The following is a 14,897-nucleotide window of genomic DNA, read 5'->3' on the forward strand; positions in this document are numbered from 1 at the left end:
GACCCTCATGAAACTGAATCGAGACGCCGTGGTTGCACGCCTCGGCAAAAAGCAGGCGATGGCCATCGTGGCAATCGTCCTCATTGGCATCGTCATGGGGGCGGCCATCCTCAGAAGCGCGCCAGCCAAGCCGGCCGGCGATGAGCACGGCCACAGCGAAGCCAAGGAACATGACCATGGCGACCATGGTGGCCACGACGAGCACGAGGACAGCGCTTCCGCCAAGAAAGGCCCGCACGGCGGCGACCTGTTCATCGAGGGCGACTTCGGCCTGGAAGCTCAGCTGGCAGAGGAGGGCGGTGACCCGCGCCTGAAGGTGTGGTTGTTCCGGGCTGGCAAGCCGCTGCCGCCCACCGCGGCCAAGCTCAGCGTCAAGCTGGTTCGCCCCGGCGGCGAGGAAGAAGAACACAGCTTCGCCGTCGACAAGGACGCGCTCAAGAGCGTCAAGCCCATCGCCGAGCCGCACATCTTCGAGGCGACAGTCAGTGCCCAGACGCCGACCGAGCCCTACCTCTTCACCTTCTCACGCCAGGAAGGCCGGGTGGCGATGGGCGACGCGCAGGTCAAGGCAGCCGGCATTACGCTGGACACGACATCGGCCTCGGCCATCCGATCCAGCCTGCAGCTGCCCGGCGAGATCCGCTTCAACGAAGACCGAACCGCGCACGTCGTGCCACGGGTTGCCGGTGTCGTCGAAAGCGTGTCCGCCGATCTTGGCCAGCAGGTCAAGCGAGGCCAGGTGCTCGCGGTGATCTCCAGCGCCACGGTCTCCGAGCAGCGCAGCGAGCTGCGCACCGCCCAGCAGCGCCTGGCACTGGCACGCACGACCCACGACCGAGAAAAGAAGCTCTGGGAGCAGAAGATCTCGCCGGAGCAGGACGTGCTGCAAGCGCAGCAGGCACTGCACGAGGCCGAGATCGCGGTGGCCAATGCCACGCAGAAGCTGAGTGCTGTAGGGGCAGGCGCTTCCGCCGGCACGCTGGGTCGCTACGAGCTGCGCGCGCCATTCAACGGCATGGTGGTCGAGAAGCACCTGGCGCTGGGCGAGTCGGTCAAGGAAGACGCCAACGTCTTCACCATCTCTGATCTCTCTACCGTCTGGGCAGAGATGAGCATCGGCGCCAAGGACTTGCCGCAAGTGCGGGTCGGCGAGAAGGTCACCGTTCGATCGACGGCCTTCGACGCGGCAGTGGCCGGCACGGTCTCGTACGTCGGCGCGCTGATCGGCGAGCAGACCCGAACGGCCAAGGCCCGCGTGACGCTCGCCAACCCCAAGTTGACCTGGCGGCCTGGCCTGTTCGTGAACGTCGAGGTGCTGGGCTCGGAGGCCAGTGCCGCGGTCACTGTGTCGGCCGATGGCGTCCAGTCGCTCAACGACAAGCCGGTGGTGTTCTTGAAGGTGCCTGGCGGCTTCATTCCCCAGCCGGTGCAGCTCGGGCGCGCCGACGGCAAACGCGTCGAGATCCTGAGCGGCCTGCGCCCCGGCGCGCAGTACGCCGCGGCCGGCAGCTTCGTCGTCAAGTCCGAGCATGGCAAGGGTTCTGCCACGCACACCCATTGATGGCCGAGGACACGACCCATGTTTGAACGCCTCATTCGTTTTGCCATCGAGCAACGCTGGCTCGTATTGCTGGCCGTGCTCGGCATGGCCGGCCTCGGCATCTACAGCTACCAGAAGCTGCCGATCGATGCCGTGCCCGACATCACCAATGTCCAGGTGCAGATCAACACCGCGGCCACCGGCTACTCGCCGCTGGAGACGGAGCAACGCATCTCCTATCCCATCGAGACCGTGATGGCCGGCTTGCCGGGGCTGGAGCAGACGCGATCGCTGTCTCGCTACGGCCTCTCGCAGGTGACGGTGATCTTCAAGGACGGCACCGACATCTACTTCGCCCGCCAGCTGGTCAACGAGCGCATCCAGTCGGCAAGAGACCAGTTGCCTGCCGGCATCAGCCCGGTGATCGGGCCCATCTCCACCGGTCTGGGCGAGATCTACCTCTGGACGGTGGAGGCGCAGGACGGTGCGCGCAAGCCCGACGGCACGCCGTACACACCCACCGACCTGCGCGAGATCCAGGACTGGATCATCAAGCCGCAGCTGCGCAACGTGCCCGGCGTCACGGAGATCAACTCCATCGGCGGATACGCGAAGGAGTACCAGGTTGCCCCTCGCCCCGAGAAGCTCTCGGCCTACGGGCTCACCATGGCCGATGTGGTCACTGCCCTGGAGCGCAACAACGCCAACGTCGGTGCCGGCTACATCGAGAAGCGCGGCGAGCAGTACCTGATCCGTGCGCCCGGCCAGGTGCGCAACACCGATGACCTGGGCAACGTGATCCTGGGCAACGCCGATGGCGTGCCGATCCGCGTGCGCGACGTCGCCGAGGTCGGCCTCGGGCAGGAGCTTCGCACCGGCGCCGCCACCGACAACGGCCGTGAGGTGGTGCTGGGCACGGTGTTCATGCTGATCGGCGAGAACAGCCGCACCGTCTCGCGTGCGGTCGACAAGAAGATGCTGGAGATCAACCGCACGCTGCCGGCCGGCGTGCATGCGGTCACCGTGTACGACCGTACCGTGCTGGTCGACAAAGCCATCGCCACGGTCAAGAAAAACCTGCTCGAAGGCGCGGTGCTGGTGATCGCGGTGCTGTTCCTGTTTCTTGGAAACATCCGCGCGGCACTGATCACCGCGCTCGCGATCCCGCTGTCGATGCTGTTCACCTTCACCGGCATGGTGAACCAGAAAATCAGCGCCAACCTGATGAGCCTGGGCGCGCTCGACTTCGGAATCATCATCGACGGCGCGGTCGTGATCGTCGAGAACTGCGTGCGGCGCCTGGCGCATGCGCAGGCACACCACGGTCGGCCGCTCACGCGCAGCGAACGCTTCCATGAAGTGTTTGCCGCCTCGCAGGAGGCGCGCCGGCCGCTGCTCTTCGGCCAGCTGATCATCATGATCGTGTACCTGCCGATCTTTGCGCTCACCGGCGTCGAAGGGAAGCTCTTCCACCCAATGGCGTTCACGGTGGTGATCGCCTTGCTCGGCGCGATGATCCTGTCGGTCACCTTCATCCCGACTGCAGTGGCGCTCTTCATCGGCCGGCGCGTGGCCGAGAAAGAGAACCGCGTGATGGGCTGGGCACGGCAGGCCTACGCGCCGATGCTGAGCCGCGTGATGTCGATGCGCCCGCTGGTCGTGGTGGTTGCCGTGGTGGCGGTGGTGCTGTCGGGCCTGCTGGCCACGCGCCTGGGAACGGAGTTCGTGCCCAACCTCAACGAAGGCGACTTCGCGATCCAGGCGCTGCGCATCCCCGGCACCAGCCTCAGCCAGTCGGTGCAGATGCAGCAACAGCTGGAAAGCACCTTGAAGGCCAGGTTCCCGGAGATTGAGCGCATCTTCGCGCGCACCGGCACGGCAGAGATCGCCTCCGACCCGATGCCACCCAACATCTCCGACGGCTACGTGATGCTCAAGCCGATGGACCAGTGGCCGCAACCGCGCAAGACGCGAGAGCAATTGCTCGCGGCGGTGCAGGAAGAGGTCGCCAAGCTGCCCGGCAACAACTACGAGTTCTCGCAACCCATCCAGCTTCGATTCAACGAGCTGATCTCGGGCGTGCGCAGCGACGTGGCGGTCAAGGTGTTCGGCGATGACATGGATGTGCTGAACAAGACCGCCGCCGAGATCTCCGAGGTGCTCAACAAGGTGCCGGGTGCTGCCGAAGTGAAGGTCGAACAGACCACCGGGCTGCCGATGCTCACGGTCCACATCGACCGCGACAAGGCGTCGCGCTACGGGCTGAACACGGTGGACGTGCAGGAGGCGATCGCCACCGCCGTCGGTGGCCGTGAGGCCGGCACGATGTTCGAGGGCGATCGACGCTTCGCGATCCGGGTGCGGCTGCCGGAGAGCCTGCGCACCGACTTGGAGGCGATCAAGCGGCTGCCCATCGCGTTGCCCTCGAATGGCAGCGGCCGCGTCAGCTTCATCCCGCTGGGAGAAGTGGCCGCGATGGAGCTGGCGCCTGGCCCGAACCAGGTGAGCCGTGAGGATGGCAAGCGGCGCATCGTCGTCAGCGCCAACGTGCGCGGCCGCGACCTGGGCTCGTTCGTCGCCGAGGCCGAGCAAGCTCTGGCGGCCGTCAAGGTGCCGTCGGGCTACTGGACGACCTGGGGTGGGCAGTTCGAGAACCTGCAGTCAGCAGCCCAGCGACTTCAGGTCGTCGTGCCTGTGTCGCTGCTGCTGGTCTTCGCCTTGCTGTTCGCGATGTTCGGGAACCTGAAAGACGGCTTGCTGGTCTTCACCGGCATCCCGTTCGCGCTGACCGGCGGCATCCTGGCGCTGTGGCTGCGCGACATCCCGCTGTCGATATCGGCCGCTGTGGGGTTCATCGCCTTGTCGGGCGTCGCGGTGTTGAACGGCCTGGTGATGATCTCGTTCATACGCAACCTTCGAGATCAGGGCTGGCACCTCGACGATGCGATCCGCGAAGGCGCGCTGACCCGCTTGCGGCCGGTGCTGATGACGGCCCTGGTGGCCTCGCTCGGCTTCGTGCCGATGGCCATTGCCACCGGCACGGGCGCTGAGGTGCAACGGCCGCTCGCCACCGTGGTGATCGGCGGCATCTTGTCGTCCACCGCGCTGACCTTGCTCGTGCTGCCCGTGCTGTACCGCCTGGTGCATCGGCGCGACGAGGAAGAAGACTTTGCCGAGGCGCCAGGCGGTGCACCGCTCGAAGCGCCAACCCATTCATGACCCACCACCCAACCTTTTTCAACCAAGGAGCCACCGTGAAAATCGCATCCCTCTTGTTCTGCCTCACCACCGCTGTCGCGCTGCCTGCCCATGCGGCCGATGACCACAAGGGCCATGACCACGACAAGCCCACTGGCACCCACGCCGGCCACGACGACAAGGCCCAGCACGGCGGCGTGGTCAGCGTAGTGAGTGACGTCAACTACGAGCTGGTCGCGAAGGCAGACGGTGCCGCCCTCTACGTGGCCGACCACGGCAAGGCCGTCGACCTCAAAGGCGCGACGGCCAAGCTCACGCTGCTGTCAGCCTCGGCCAAATCGGAATTGGCGCTTCAGCCCTCGGGCGACAAGCTGGAGGGGAAAGGCAGTTTGAGCGTCTCGCCTGGAACCAAGGCTATCGCCGTCGTCAGTCAATCGGGCAGGGCGCCTGTGACGGTGAAGTTCACGCTTCGTTGAGGGGACGCTCTTGTGGGTGGTTTGAAGTCGGGCGCCAACTCATAAAGCTCCAGACTTCACTTTCGCTTCACAGACTTCACGTCGCCCTCACCATCACTGKCTAGCCTCGCATCTCTCAATAAAGGGAGGCGATGTGAAGTCAATTATTTTTGGAAAACTCGGTGGTCTGTTGCTGGTGGCGGTCTTGTTGCTGCTGGGCCTGCAGCAGATCACCGGCCTGGTCCGCGAACGCAAGTCCCTGCATCAGGACGTCGCCACCAGCGTGGCGCAAAGCCTGGCTGGCAGCCAGACTTTGCTCGGGCCGCTGGTCCAGGTCAGCTGCACTGAAAAATGGACCGCAAAAGGCGAAAAAGGTCCGGTCCTGCAGCGACGTGATTTCAATATGGCAATCGCTCCAAGCGTGCTGAACGTGGGCGGCACCAGCCAGGTCGAAGCGCGGGCGCGCGGTCTGCACGCAACGCAGGTCTTCACCTTCAAGTCACACATCACGGCGCAATGGGTCGATCTGAAAGCACTGGAAGGCGCACGGCAGTTCGCTGGCTCCACAGTGCAGTGCCGCTCCGCTGTGCTGATGCTGGCGGTATCCGACGCACGCGGCATCCGGCAGGCCGACGTGCGGATCAACGGTGCGGCGCAGGTGGTACAGGCCGGCACCCACCATGCGGCCTACCCGCGCGGCGTGCAGGTCGATCTGCCGGCGGGCATCAACCTCGGCGCGCCATTCAAAGCCGAGATCGACTTCGAACTCGTCGGCACCGAGAGCCTGAGCATCGTGCCTCTGGGCGACACCACGCAAGTCAGCCTCACATCCAACTGGCCGCACCCGAGCTTCTACGGGCAGTTTTTGCCCTCGGAGCGCAAGGTCAGCGACCAGGGCTTTGAAGCCAGCTGGCGCATATCGGCGCTGGCCAGTTCGGCGCAGCAATCGGTTATGAATGAAGGCAGGCTGTGCAATGGCAGCAGAACCCAGGAAGACCCGCCACCGCTCGTGGCAACGATGGACGCGGTGACAGCCACAGCCCCCAACACCGCCTGCGTGGAAACTCTGGACGTCAGCTTCATCGACCCGATCAACACCTATTCGCTGTCCGACCGGGCAACGAAGTACGGCCTGCTGTTCATCGCACTGACTTTCGTGGCCGTCGGCCTGTTCGAATTCATGCAAGGGCTGCGGGTGCACCCGGTTCAGTACTTCCTGGTCGGTGCCGCCATCAGCATCTTCTTTCTGCTGCTCGTGAGCCTGTCAGAACATCTCGCCTTCCATCTCGCCTACGCCATTGCCGCTGGCGCCTGCGTGCTGCTGCTCAGCTGCTATACGAGCCACATGCTGCACAGCTGGAAGCGCGGCTTGCCATTCGGCGCGGGCATCGCCGCGTTGTACGGCCTGCTCTACATGCTGCTGCAACTGGAGCAGACGGCGTTGGTGGTCGGTGCGTTGGCCCTGTTCGCCGTGCTGGCCGCCGTGATGATGCTGACGCGCAAGGTGGACTGGTACGGCCGGCTGCGGGCCGATCCCGCCCCTCAGCCTGAAACACCATGACCTCGTCGTTCATCTTCCGGCCCCAATGGCTGCTCGCCGCCGTGGTGCTGCTGGCGATCGAAGTGAGCATCGCGCGTTATGCACCACCAGGGGCATTGCGCGGCTTCGGCGGCGACGTGCTGGTCGTGGTGCTGGTGTACGCGTTGCTGCGGGCCTGCGTGGCACAGCCCGCCGCACGGCTGGCGCTGTGGGCACTGTTATTCGCGTGTGCGATCGAATGCCTGCAAGGCCTGGGCATGGTCGACGCGCTGGGCCTGCACGGGCAGACAGCGCTGCACCGCGTCTTGCGCATCGCGCTCGGCACCACCTTCGATCTGTGGGACTTGGCGGCCTACGGATGCGGCTGGCTGGTGTGCCGCGCGCTCGAACTTCCCAGGCTTGCTTTTCGATCGACTCGGTGAGCTTCAGTGGGCGGCTGCAGGCCAGCTAGAGCATGCGCGCTCACGTTTACTTCATGCCCGTACGCGGTCATCACCTGCTCGCCACCCGTGGGGCAATTCGATGGGAGCTGCTATGCCGTCTTTTCAGAACGAAGCTTCGCACGCCGAGCCGACGATGGCCGCTCAAGGGCGGGCGACTTCAGGACAGATCGTGCAAGTCCTTGCCGAGTGGGGGTCCGAGCTTCCACTCTGAAAAGAGCACCCTCAATCCTCGTCCTTTAGGGCTGCATGCCATGGGGCCGACGAGGCAACTTGACGTGGCGGGAAATGGGCAAAGCCGAGCGAGAGGCCAACGGCGTCCATCGGACGAGACCTGCAGACGAAGCACACCATCTTTAAGCGTAGCGCGTATCCAAAAGTCAGTCGGGTCTGCGTCGTACGGGGCGGTAGCCCAGTCTGAATTTCCGTCTGTGCGGACACTACTGAGCATGGCGCGTCCGTCGCTCAGTTCAATCCCCGCTTTGACCCACTGCCGCTCGTTGACCCGAACCATGATGCCGGCTTGATCGTACAAGGCCTCGAACATGCCACGAATACGGAACTGGCATGTAAATCCGGATGGGGTTTCGACCCCGAGGAAGTGGCCGCTGTCACGAGTGAAACCGTAGTGAGTTTCACGCCAGAAGTCCGTTTCCTGGTCGGTGACTACCTCGAGCGTTCCTTCAGTCAGCGCGCTATGGACCTTAGGTTCGTTCAACCACGCCCCTCGAAGCCAACTGCTGTCCTGCGCACTCTCGATACCTGTGATCGGCACGCGGCTGGAGACCGATCCGCCCAGCGCTCGTTCCTGTCCGGCACCCTGACCACTCTCATCAAACACTGTCATGACTTCTCCATTCCAACCGAGGCCACGCTAGTCAAGTTCGTACCTCCGCACCCTCTGCGGCTCATCCGATGAAACAACGGCCTCTTGCAACGGCCGCTGAGCAGAACATGCAGTATGAACAGTACCGCAAGCCGGCGCGGCAGGACATGTTCTTGACTACGATCGAGCACATGGTCGCAAATTGCCGGTCACATTCAAGCGACCCGTGTTGGTTCGGGCTTACGTAGTCCATTTCCAGTTATCCCCGCGTGGGCGTCCTCGGGCTGACCGTCCGGCCGTAGTTCACAGGTGAACGGGCACGCTGTGAAGCGCCGCCCGCCATCCAAGGCAGTCCAACTCAGCCATCCACTTGGTTCGACGACGCGGGCCCGGGATTTCCGTGAAAAGCCTCGCAGCATCCTCCGCCGTTGAGGTTGGAGGCGCGATACCCTCCTACTGATGGGTTTGGTGGACCGGAGGATGTTGATGCGTGGCTCAGACAGAGGTGCGAAAAACGATGACGCCCTTCGATGCAGCATCCTGGAACGGTTGCAGCTGCTGAACGCGGAGCCCGATCTCGCCTTTGATCGGCTGACCCGTGTTGCCGCACGCGCGACTGGCGCATCGGTCGCGCTCATCACCTTTGTCGGAGCTGACACGCAGTGGATTCCCTCGAGGGTGGGGTGGGGCTGGGACACAACCTCGTTGCCCGAGGCCTTTTGTGTTTGCACTTTGGAACACGGCCAACCGCTGGAGGTGAGCGATGCAAGCGTCGACGCTCGCTTTCGGAACAACCCCTTGGTGACAGGCCCTGACGAAATCCGTTTTTATGCTGGGTACCCTTTGTTCTTCGAAGGAGTCGCACTTGGCACTCTCTGCGTTTTGGACCGTCACGTGCGCGTCTTGAGCGCGAAGGAAAGGGAAACTCTCGCGGACCTCGCGGCTATGACCTCGGATCTCATCGCGCAGCGGAACGAGCATCTGCTGCGCACCGAGCATGAGAGGAGAGTTGCTGCCTTGGGTGAGGCGCTTCAGGGTTCAGAGGCGCGGTTGGCCGAAGCTCAACGCGTGGCCAACATGGGCAGCTGGGAACTGCGGCCCGCGACCGGTGAAGCACTCTTCTCCGCAGGAATCTCTCGACTCATCGGTCAAGACACCTCGGCGATGCGGTTCCGAGACTTCCAGGCACTCTTTCGCACCCCCGAGTGGTGGCTCAAGGTCGACCTCGATCAACACGTTGAATTTGCACTCGATCTTGTCGGGAACGATGGAAAAACAAGCTGGTTCAGTTGGGTGAGCAAACCGATGCCTCTGGCTGCCGGCGGCGGCACTCGCATCATTGGCACATTGCAGGACATCACAGCCGCGACGCTTGCACATCGACAGCTGCGAGCCGTAGAACAACGCTTTCGCCTGCTGTGGGAGACCACGCCGGATGTGGTCGTGATGCTCGACGAAAACAGCCAGATCCAATTCGTCAATCCTGCCGTGCACAAGATGTTCGGTCACAGCCCTGAGTCGGTCGTGGGGCAGCCGTTGTCGATGCTGCAACCCGCGCGGCTGCGGGATGCACACCGACAGGGCTTCAAGCGATACCTGGACACCGGCGTGCGGCGGCTGGACTGGCGTGCGGTGGAGGCCGTGGGGTTGCACGCCGACGGACATGAAATTCCGATCGAAATCAGCTTCAGTGACATGGAGTGGGATGGCCACCGGATATTTGCAGCTTGCATGCGAGACATCTCGGCTCGCAAGGCCGGCGAGCTCCGGCAGAACGAGCTTGCCTTGCAGTTGCGCAACGCCCAGAAGATGGAGGCCATCGGGGCGCTCGCTGGTGGTATCGCGCATGACTTCAACAACGTGCTGGCTGGCATCTTGGGCAACAGCGCGCTTGCGCTGGAAGAACTCGGACCGGGCCACGAGGCTCACCCATACCTGGCGCAGATTCAAAGTGGCGGCCGACGCGGCCGCAACCTGGTCAAGCAGATCATGAGTTTTGCGCGGCGCCAGCCACAGGTGTTGGAGCTCTGCGATTTGAATGGCTTGATCAAGGACAACGTGGCTTTGCTCCGGTCGACCCTGCCAGCGAACGCCAATCTCGTGCTCAAGCTCTCGACGACAGATTGCCGCATCGGTGCAGACCCCACACAGCTCGGGCAAGTCATCTCGAACCTTGTCACCAATGCATGGCAGGCACTGCCTGGCGGATGTGGCGTTGTGGAGATCGGGGCGGAGGCGCTGACACTCGATGCCCAGGCGGCAACGCCCTTGCGCCTGAAAGTCGGACCTGTCGCCCATTTGTGGGTCCGCGATGAGGGCCACGGCATGGACGAGGCGACGGTGGCCCGGGTGTTCGAACCGTTCTTCACGACCAAGCCTCAGGGCGAAGGCACCGGGCTGGGCCTCGCTGTCGTGCACGGCATCGTCGGCGCCCACGGTGGCAACATCGTCGTGGAAAGCAAGCCGGAGCAGGGAAGTGCGTTTCACCTCTATCTGCCGATATCGGCTGCTGGGACAGAAGTCGGTCCTACAGAGACCACCAACGGGCCGAGGCGGCAAGGTGCGGGCCAGCACGTGCTCTACGTCGACGACGATGAAACGATGATCGTCCTGGTGGAACGCCTGCTGCAGAAACTTGGCTACCGCGCCACCGTTCTGGGATGTTCTCGCACGGCGTGGGACGCCGTCGCTCGCGATCCCGCTGCGTTCGACCTGGTCCTGTCGGATTTCGACATGCCTGGATTGACGGGCCTGCAGTTGGCCGAGCGCCTACTGGCCATTCGACCAGACCTGCCCATCGTTATCAGTTCTGGGCATGTGACGGATGAGCTGCGACATCGCGCCCATCACCTTGGCATCAAGGCCCTGATGCAGAAGCAGAACACGTTTGAAGAGATTGCGGATGTCCTCGCCGCCACGTTCTCTGAATTCGCAAATCAGCGCTTCACGAACCGGTAGGCGAAGCGATCGGTCTCGCCCTTGATCGACGGATCGAACACCTTGATCGAGTGCGGATCGTCCTTGTTCGCGAGCAGGTTGCTTTCCGCGTCCAGTACGAAGCCGGCTGCCTCCACCTCCTCGCGGACGGATGCGGGCTCGATCCGATGCAGCGACTGGGCTTCGCTCGTGCCCGTTCCGACAGCGGCGGCGTGGTCCACGATGACGTACGACCCCCCGGGCTTCAGCCGCTCGTAGACGGCTCGATTGAAGTGGGCCGCCGTCGCACCTTTGGCCTGGATCAGCGCGGTGTGGAGGTCGTGGTAGAACAAATGCAGCCAGAGCACATCCGCTGCTTGCATGGCCTCCGGCATCGCCACGACGTCCGCCGAGACAACCTCGACGTTCTCTCGGCCCGGCTCCTTTGCAAGCGTCCGCATGCCCCCGACCGGATCGTTCTTGAAGTGGGCGACTTCGGCCGGCACGAAGCTGTAAACCCGTCCTTCGGGTCCCACAGCTTCGGAGAAGAGACGGGTCCAGTCGCCATCGCCTGGGTAGACGTCGATGACGGTAGAGCCCGCATCGACTCGTGCGAACTGGATCAACTCGGATAGCTTGGATGGGCACGTACATCAGTGCCTCCTTTGCAGTTGGACATTCGACGAGCGGACGGCGTGCGAGGGAGCGATCATCAGTCGAACTTGACCAGGTCCTTGAAGATCAGGTGACCCCAGCTGTTTCCGCGCGCTTGCACGAGCAGTCCACCTTCCGAAAGTCCGCCAAGTTTTATCGGTGCAAAACCGAGTTTTTCCGCAAGCGCACCAATCTCTGCTGCTGCACCGTCATCGTCGCTCGCCAGGAACACGACTCTCCGGCCACCGTGCACGGCCGGATCCTTGTCAAGGACGGAAGCGACGAGATGGTTGAAGCCCTTCACCACTCTTCCGCCAGTGAAGGCTTGTGCGACGACCTTGGCCGAAGGTTGTCCTCCCAGTTTCTCGGGAGGCACGCCGTAGGCATTGGTGACATCGACGATGGTCTTCCCTTTCCAGGTGGGCAGCGCCTTCGCGACATCGGGGTGCGACTCGAAACGGACAGCCAAAAAGATGATGTCCGCCTTGAGCGCGTCCGCCAGCTTTTTGGGAATGATCTTAGGTCCGATTGCGGCCGCGTCGGATGCAAAGCTTTCCGGGTCGCGCGTGGTTGCAACGGACACTTCGATGCCGCTGCGGGCAAACGCCTTGGCCAGAGCGTGACCGATCTTGCCGAAGCCAATGATTGCGTAGCTCATATCTTCTCCTTGGGTTTGAACACGCCCGACTGCCTCCGAATATCGAATGGAGCGATGGGCCGGGCGCAGTGCGTCAGAGTTGCGCCAGGCCGCCGTCGACGGCGACCTCGCTGGCGGTCATGAAGCTGCTGTCGGACGACGCGAGAAAGGCAGCCGCCGCTCCGATCTCTGCCGGATCGGCCATGCGCTGCAACGGCGTCATCGCGGCGTAGACCTTCTGGCCCGCTTCGCCGAGCGCTTGCTTCGCGAGTTCGGTGGCAGTCGCTCCTGGCGACAGCACATTGACCCGGATGCCGGTGCCTTTGAGGTCCTCCGCCCAGGTTCGCGCGAGGTTGCGCACTGCTGCCTTGCTCGCGCTGTAGGCGCTCATCCCGGGGGCGCCGGTGGTGCCGGCGCTCGATCCGGTCAGGATGATCGAACCACCCTTGCCCATCAGCGGCAGCGCCTTCTGGACCGTGAAGATCGTGCCCTTCACATTGGTGTCGAAGATTTCGTCGATGTGCTTGGCGGTGATCTCGCCGAGGCGAGCCTGGCTTCCCGCGCCGGCATTGGCGACGACGATATCGAGGGTTCCGCGCTCGGCCTTCACCGCCGCGTAGAGCCGGTCGAGGTCGGCCAGATCGGAGACCGAGCCTTTCACCCCGCGGGCATTGGGCCCGAGCTTCGCTACAGCGGCGTCGAGCGATTCCTGTCGGCGGGCGTAGATGAAGACGAAGGCGCCTTCCTCGATGAAGCGCTTTGCTGCGGCGAAGCCGATGCCGGTCGCCCCGCCGGTGATCACGGCGGTCTTTCCATTCAGTCTGGTCATGTCAGGGATCCTTGGTTGTCCTTGCAGGGTCGTGAATCAGGAAGATAGTTGCTTCATTGCTGTTCGATAAGTGGCTAATATCTTGTTTTAATTTCAAGCAATGCTTGAAGACCAACAGCAATGGAAACACTGGCAAATCTCGAAGCGTTCGTGAGATCCGCCCAGACGGGGAGCTTTTCCGAGGCAGGCCGCAGGCTCGGGCTGACCGCCGCCGCAGTGAGCCGGAACGTCGCAGTGCTGGAGCGCAACCTCGGCGTCAGGTTGTTTCACCGCTCGACCCGCAAGCTGACGCTTACCGAGGCGGGCGAGCGATTCCTGGTCTCGATCGACAGCAATCTCGAGGCGCTCCAGGCCGCCATTTCGGTCGCCTCGACCGACAGCAACGAACCAGCCGGCGTCCTGAAGCTCAGCATGAGCCCGACGCTCGGAGTCCGCTATGTGCTGCCGCTGCTCCCCGAGTTCCTGGCAAGGTACCCGCACATCCGCCCGGAATGGCACTTTGAAAATCGCCCCGTCGATCTCATCGCCGAGGGTTACGACGCTGCCATCGGCGGCGGCTTCGACCTGACCCCAGGCTTCGTGTCGCGCACACTCGCTCCGCTCCACCTGGTCGTGGTCACGACGCCCGAGTACATGAAGGGACGCAAGCCCCTGGCTGATCCCTCGCAACTCGCCGCGCTGGACGCCGTCGTCATCCGTTCGGCGGGAACAGGGCGAATTCGCTCCTGGATGCTTCGCAATCGAAAGACAGGAATAGAAGTGCCGGCGGTGTTGAAGGAGACGGTCGTCCTGAACGATCCGGACGCGATGGCCGAAGCCGTCCGCCTTGGTTTTGGCGTGGCGCTGGTCGGTATGCTGGCCGTGCTGCCCGCGCTCGAGCGCGGAGAGCTCATCCGACTGTTGCCAGACTGGTACGCCGATGGCGGCTCGATATCGATCTACTACGCGTCACGTTCGCTGATGTCTGCCAAGACACGCGTGTTCGTCGATCTGGTTGTCAACACGTTCAAGAGCGAGCGACTCGATGTGGCGCTGAGTGCCGATCGTCCACAACGAAGCGGCGGAAGGTGAACGTCTGCTATCGGTTGCGCCGGATCGCCATGGAGAACTCGATGAACTTTGAAGGTTTACCTTACGCTGCTCGCAGCGACGACCCTCCGTCCGCCCACGCCGCCGTCCCGGCGCTTGTCGCGGCCCTGAAGGATGACCCCTTTTACGTAGCCATCCGGTCAGATGTGGCAGGTGATTGGCAGGCCGAATCAGCGATGCTCGCGAGGTATTTCTCGATGTCGCTTTCAGAAGCGGGTCGGATCGGCATTTGCTCCTCCCTTGATGACCCGGTCTGCGGTGCAGCAGCGTGGTTGGTCCCGCGGACTCCCAGCCAAGCGGCCGCAGACGCTGTGGCCAAGGCGCAGGCGCTCGAGACGATCCTCGGGCCAAATGGTCTTGCGTCCTACCACCGCATCGTGGAGTTCATGGCCCCCTTGGCCGCCGCTGTCATCCCGCCGGGCGCCTGGTACTTGTCCATCGTGGGGATCGACCCGCAACTGCAAGGGCAGGGTCTGGGCGAAGCACTCTTGCGGCCGACACTTGACGAGATGGACGCCACCGGCACCGTTGGATATTTGGAAACCTTCACGCCCCGCAATTCAGCTTTTTATCGAAGACTCGGCTTCGTGGAAGTGCGTCGGCACTTTGAGCCGTGCACCGCGGCTTGGTACGCCTTGATGCGGCGCGATCCGAAGAAGAGGTGACTCGCTCGCAGCTCGACACGAGGCGGAGGTGTTGAAAGCATGCATGGAAAGGTGAGGGCAGCCTCGATCGGTGACGCTGTGCGGCCCCAATCCGCACGCGCATGCGCA

12 protein-coding genes are annotated in these 14,897 nt (G+C 63.4%); 8 read left to right on the plus strand and 4 right to left on the minus strand.

All coding sequences use genetic code 11. The features are described 5' to 3' along the window. Nucleotides 1–7: 7 nt before the first annotated feature. The 5 genes from AC1DYS_RS14055 to AC1DYS_RS14075 all read left to right on the plus strand — a co-directional run bounded on the left by AC1DYS_RS14055 (nucleotide 8) and on the right by AC1DYS_RS14075 (nucleotide 7,155). Nucleotides 8–1,561, plus strand: coding sequence for an efflux RND transporter periplasmic adaptor subunit (locus tag AC1DYS_RS14055; RefSeq protein WP_477900081.1), 1,554 nt, complete (start codon nucleotides 8–10; stop codon nucleotides 1,559–1,561). A gap of 18 nt (nucleotides 1,562–1,579) precedes the next feature. Beyond that, nucleotides 1,580–4,759 carry a CusA/CzcA family heavy metal efflux RND transporter gene (locus tag AC1DYS_RS14060; RefSeq protein WP_477900083.1) on the plus strand — a complete coding sequence of 1,060 codons (3,180 nt, stop codon included), beginning with the start codon at nucleotides 1,580–1,582 and terminating at the stop codon, nucleotides 4,757–4,759. Nucleotides 4,760–4,794: 35 nt separating this feature from the next. Then, on the plus strand, nucleotides 4,795–5,214 hold the full coding sequence (locus AC1DYS_RS14065) for a hypothetical protein (RefSeq protein WP_477900085.1): 420 nt from the start codon (nucleotides 4,795–4,797) through the stop codon (nucleotides 5,212–5,214). 133 nt (nucleotides 5,215–5,347) lie between these two features. Next, nucleotides 5,348–6,754: a cell envelope integrity protein CreD gene (creD, locus tag AC1DYS_RS14070; RefSeq protein WP_477900087.1), complete on the plus strand. Its 1,407-nt coding sequence runs from the start codon at nucleotides 5,348–5,350 to the stop codon at nucleotides 6,752–6,754. Continuing rightward, the gene (locus AC1DYS_RS14075) at nucleotides 6,751–7,155 is read left to right on the plus strand and encodes a DUF2809 domain-containing protein (RefSeq protein ID WP_477900089.1); all 405 of its coding nucleotides are present in this window, start codon (nucleotides 6,751–6,753) and stop codon (nucleotides 7,153–7,155) included. The genes creD and AC1DYS_RS14075 overlap by 4 nt, the downstream gene beginning before the upstream one ends. Nucleotides 7,156–7,333: 178 nt before the next feature. Here the strand turns inward: AC1DYS_RS14075 and AC1DYS_RS14080 are convergent, their stop codons facing one another. Next, a complete protein-coding gene (locus tag AC1DYS_RS14080; RefSeq protein ID WP_477900091.1) occupies nucleotides 7,334–8,020 on the minus strand; it encodes a DUF1349 domain-containing protein in 687 nt (228 codons plus the stop codon). Between the two features lie 465 nt (nucleotides 8,021–8,485). Between AC1DYS_RS14080 and AC1DYS_RS14085 the strand changes: the two genes are divergently transcribed. Further along, nucleotides 8,486–10,957: a hybrid sensor histidine kinase/response regulator gene (locus AC1DYS_RS14085; protein ID WP_477900093.1), complete on the plus strand. Its 2,472-nt coding sequence runs from the start codon at nucleotides 8,486–8,488 to the stop codon at nucleotides 10,955–10,957. On the opposite strand, the gene AC1DYS_RS14090 is transcribed toward AC1DYS_RS14085, so the two are convergent. The 3 genes from AC1DYS_RS14090 to AC1DYS_RS14100 all read right to left on the minus strand — a co-directional run bounded on the left by AC1DYS_RS14090 (nucleotide 10,936) and on the right by AC1DYS_RS14100 (nucleotide 13,035). After that, nucleotides 10,936–11,541 (minus strand): class I SAM-dependent methyltransferase, encoded by a 606-nt coding sequence (locus tag AC1DYS_RS14090; RefSeq protein WP_477900095.1) that lies wholly within the window; start codon nucleotides 11,539–11,541, stop codon nucleotides 10,936–10,938. The genes AC1DYS_RS14085 and AC1DYS_RS14090 overlap by 22 nt on opposite strands. Before the next feature lie 86 nt (nucleotides 11,542–11,627). Further along, nucleotides 11,628–12,227: an NADPH-dependent F420 reductase gene (locus tag AC1DYS_RS14095; RefSeq protein ID WP_477900097.1), complete on the minus strand. Its 600-nt coding sequence runs from the start codon at nucleotides 12,225–12,227 to the stop codon at nucleotides 11,628–11,630. Between the two features lie 73 nt (nucleotides 12,228–12,300). Further along, nucleotides 12,301–13,035 carry an SDR family NAD(P)-dependent oxidoreductase gene (locus AC1DYS_RS14100; RefSeq protein ID WP_477900099.1) on the minus strand — a complete coding sequence of 245 codons (735 nt, stop codon included), beginning with the start codon at nucleotides 13,033–13,035 and terminating at the stop codon, nucleotides 12,301–12,303. Nucleotides 13,036–13,155: 120 nt separating this feature from the next. On the opposite strand from AC1DYS_RS14100, the gene AC1DYS_RS14105 reads away from it, so the two are divergent. After that, a complete protein-coding gene (locus tag AC1DYS_RS14105) occupies nucleotides 13,156–14,106 on the plus strand; it encodes a LysR family transcriptional regulator (protein ID WP_477900101.1) in 951 nt (316 codons plus the stop codon). 41 nt (nucleotides 14,107–14,147) lie between these two features. Next, nucleotides 14,148–14,789, plus strand: coding sequence for a GNAT family N-acetyltransferase (locus AC1DYS_RS14110; RefSeq protein ID WP_477900103.1), 642 nt, complete (start codon nucleotides 14,148–14,150; stop codon nucleotides 14,787–14,789). The last annotated feature ends 108 nt before the right edge of the window (nucleotides 14,790–14,897 follow it).

The organism is Rhizobacter sp. P2_G4, assembly GCF_056403575.1.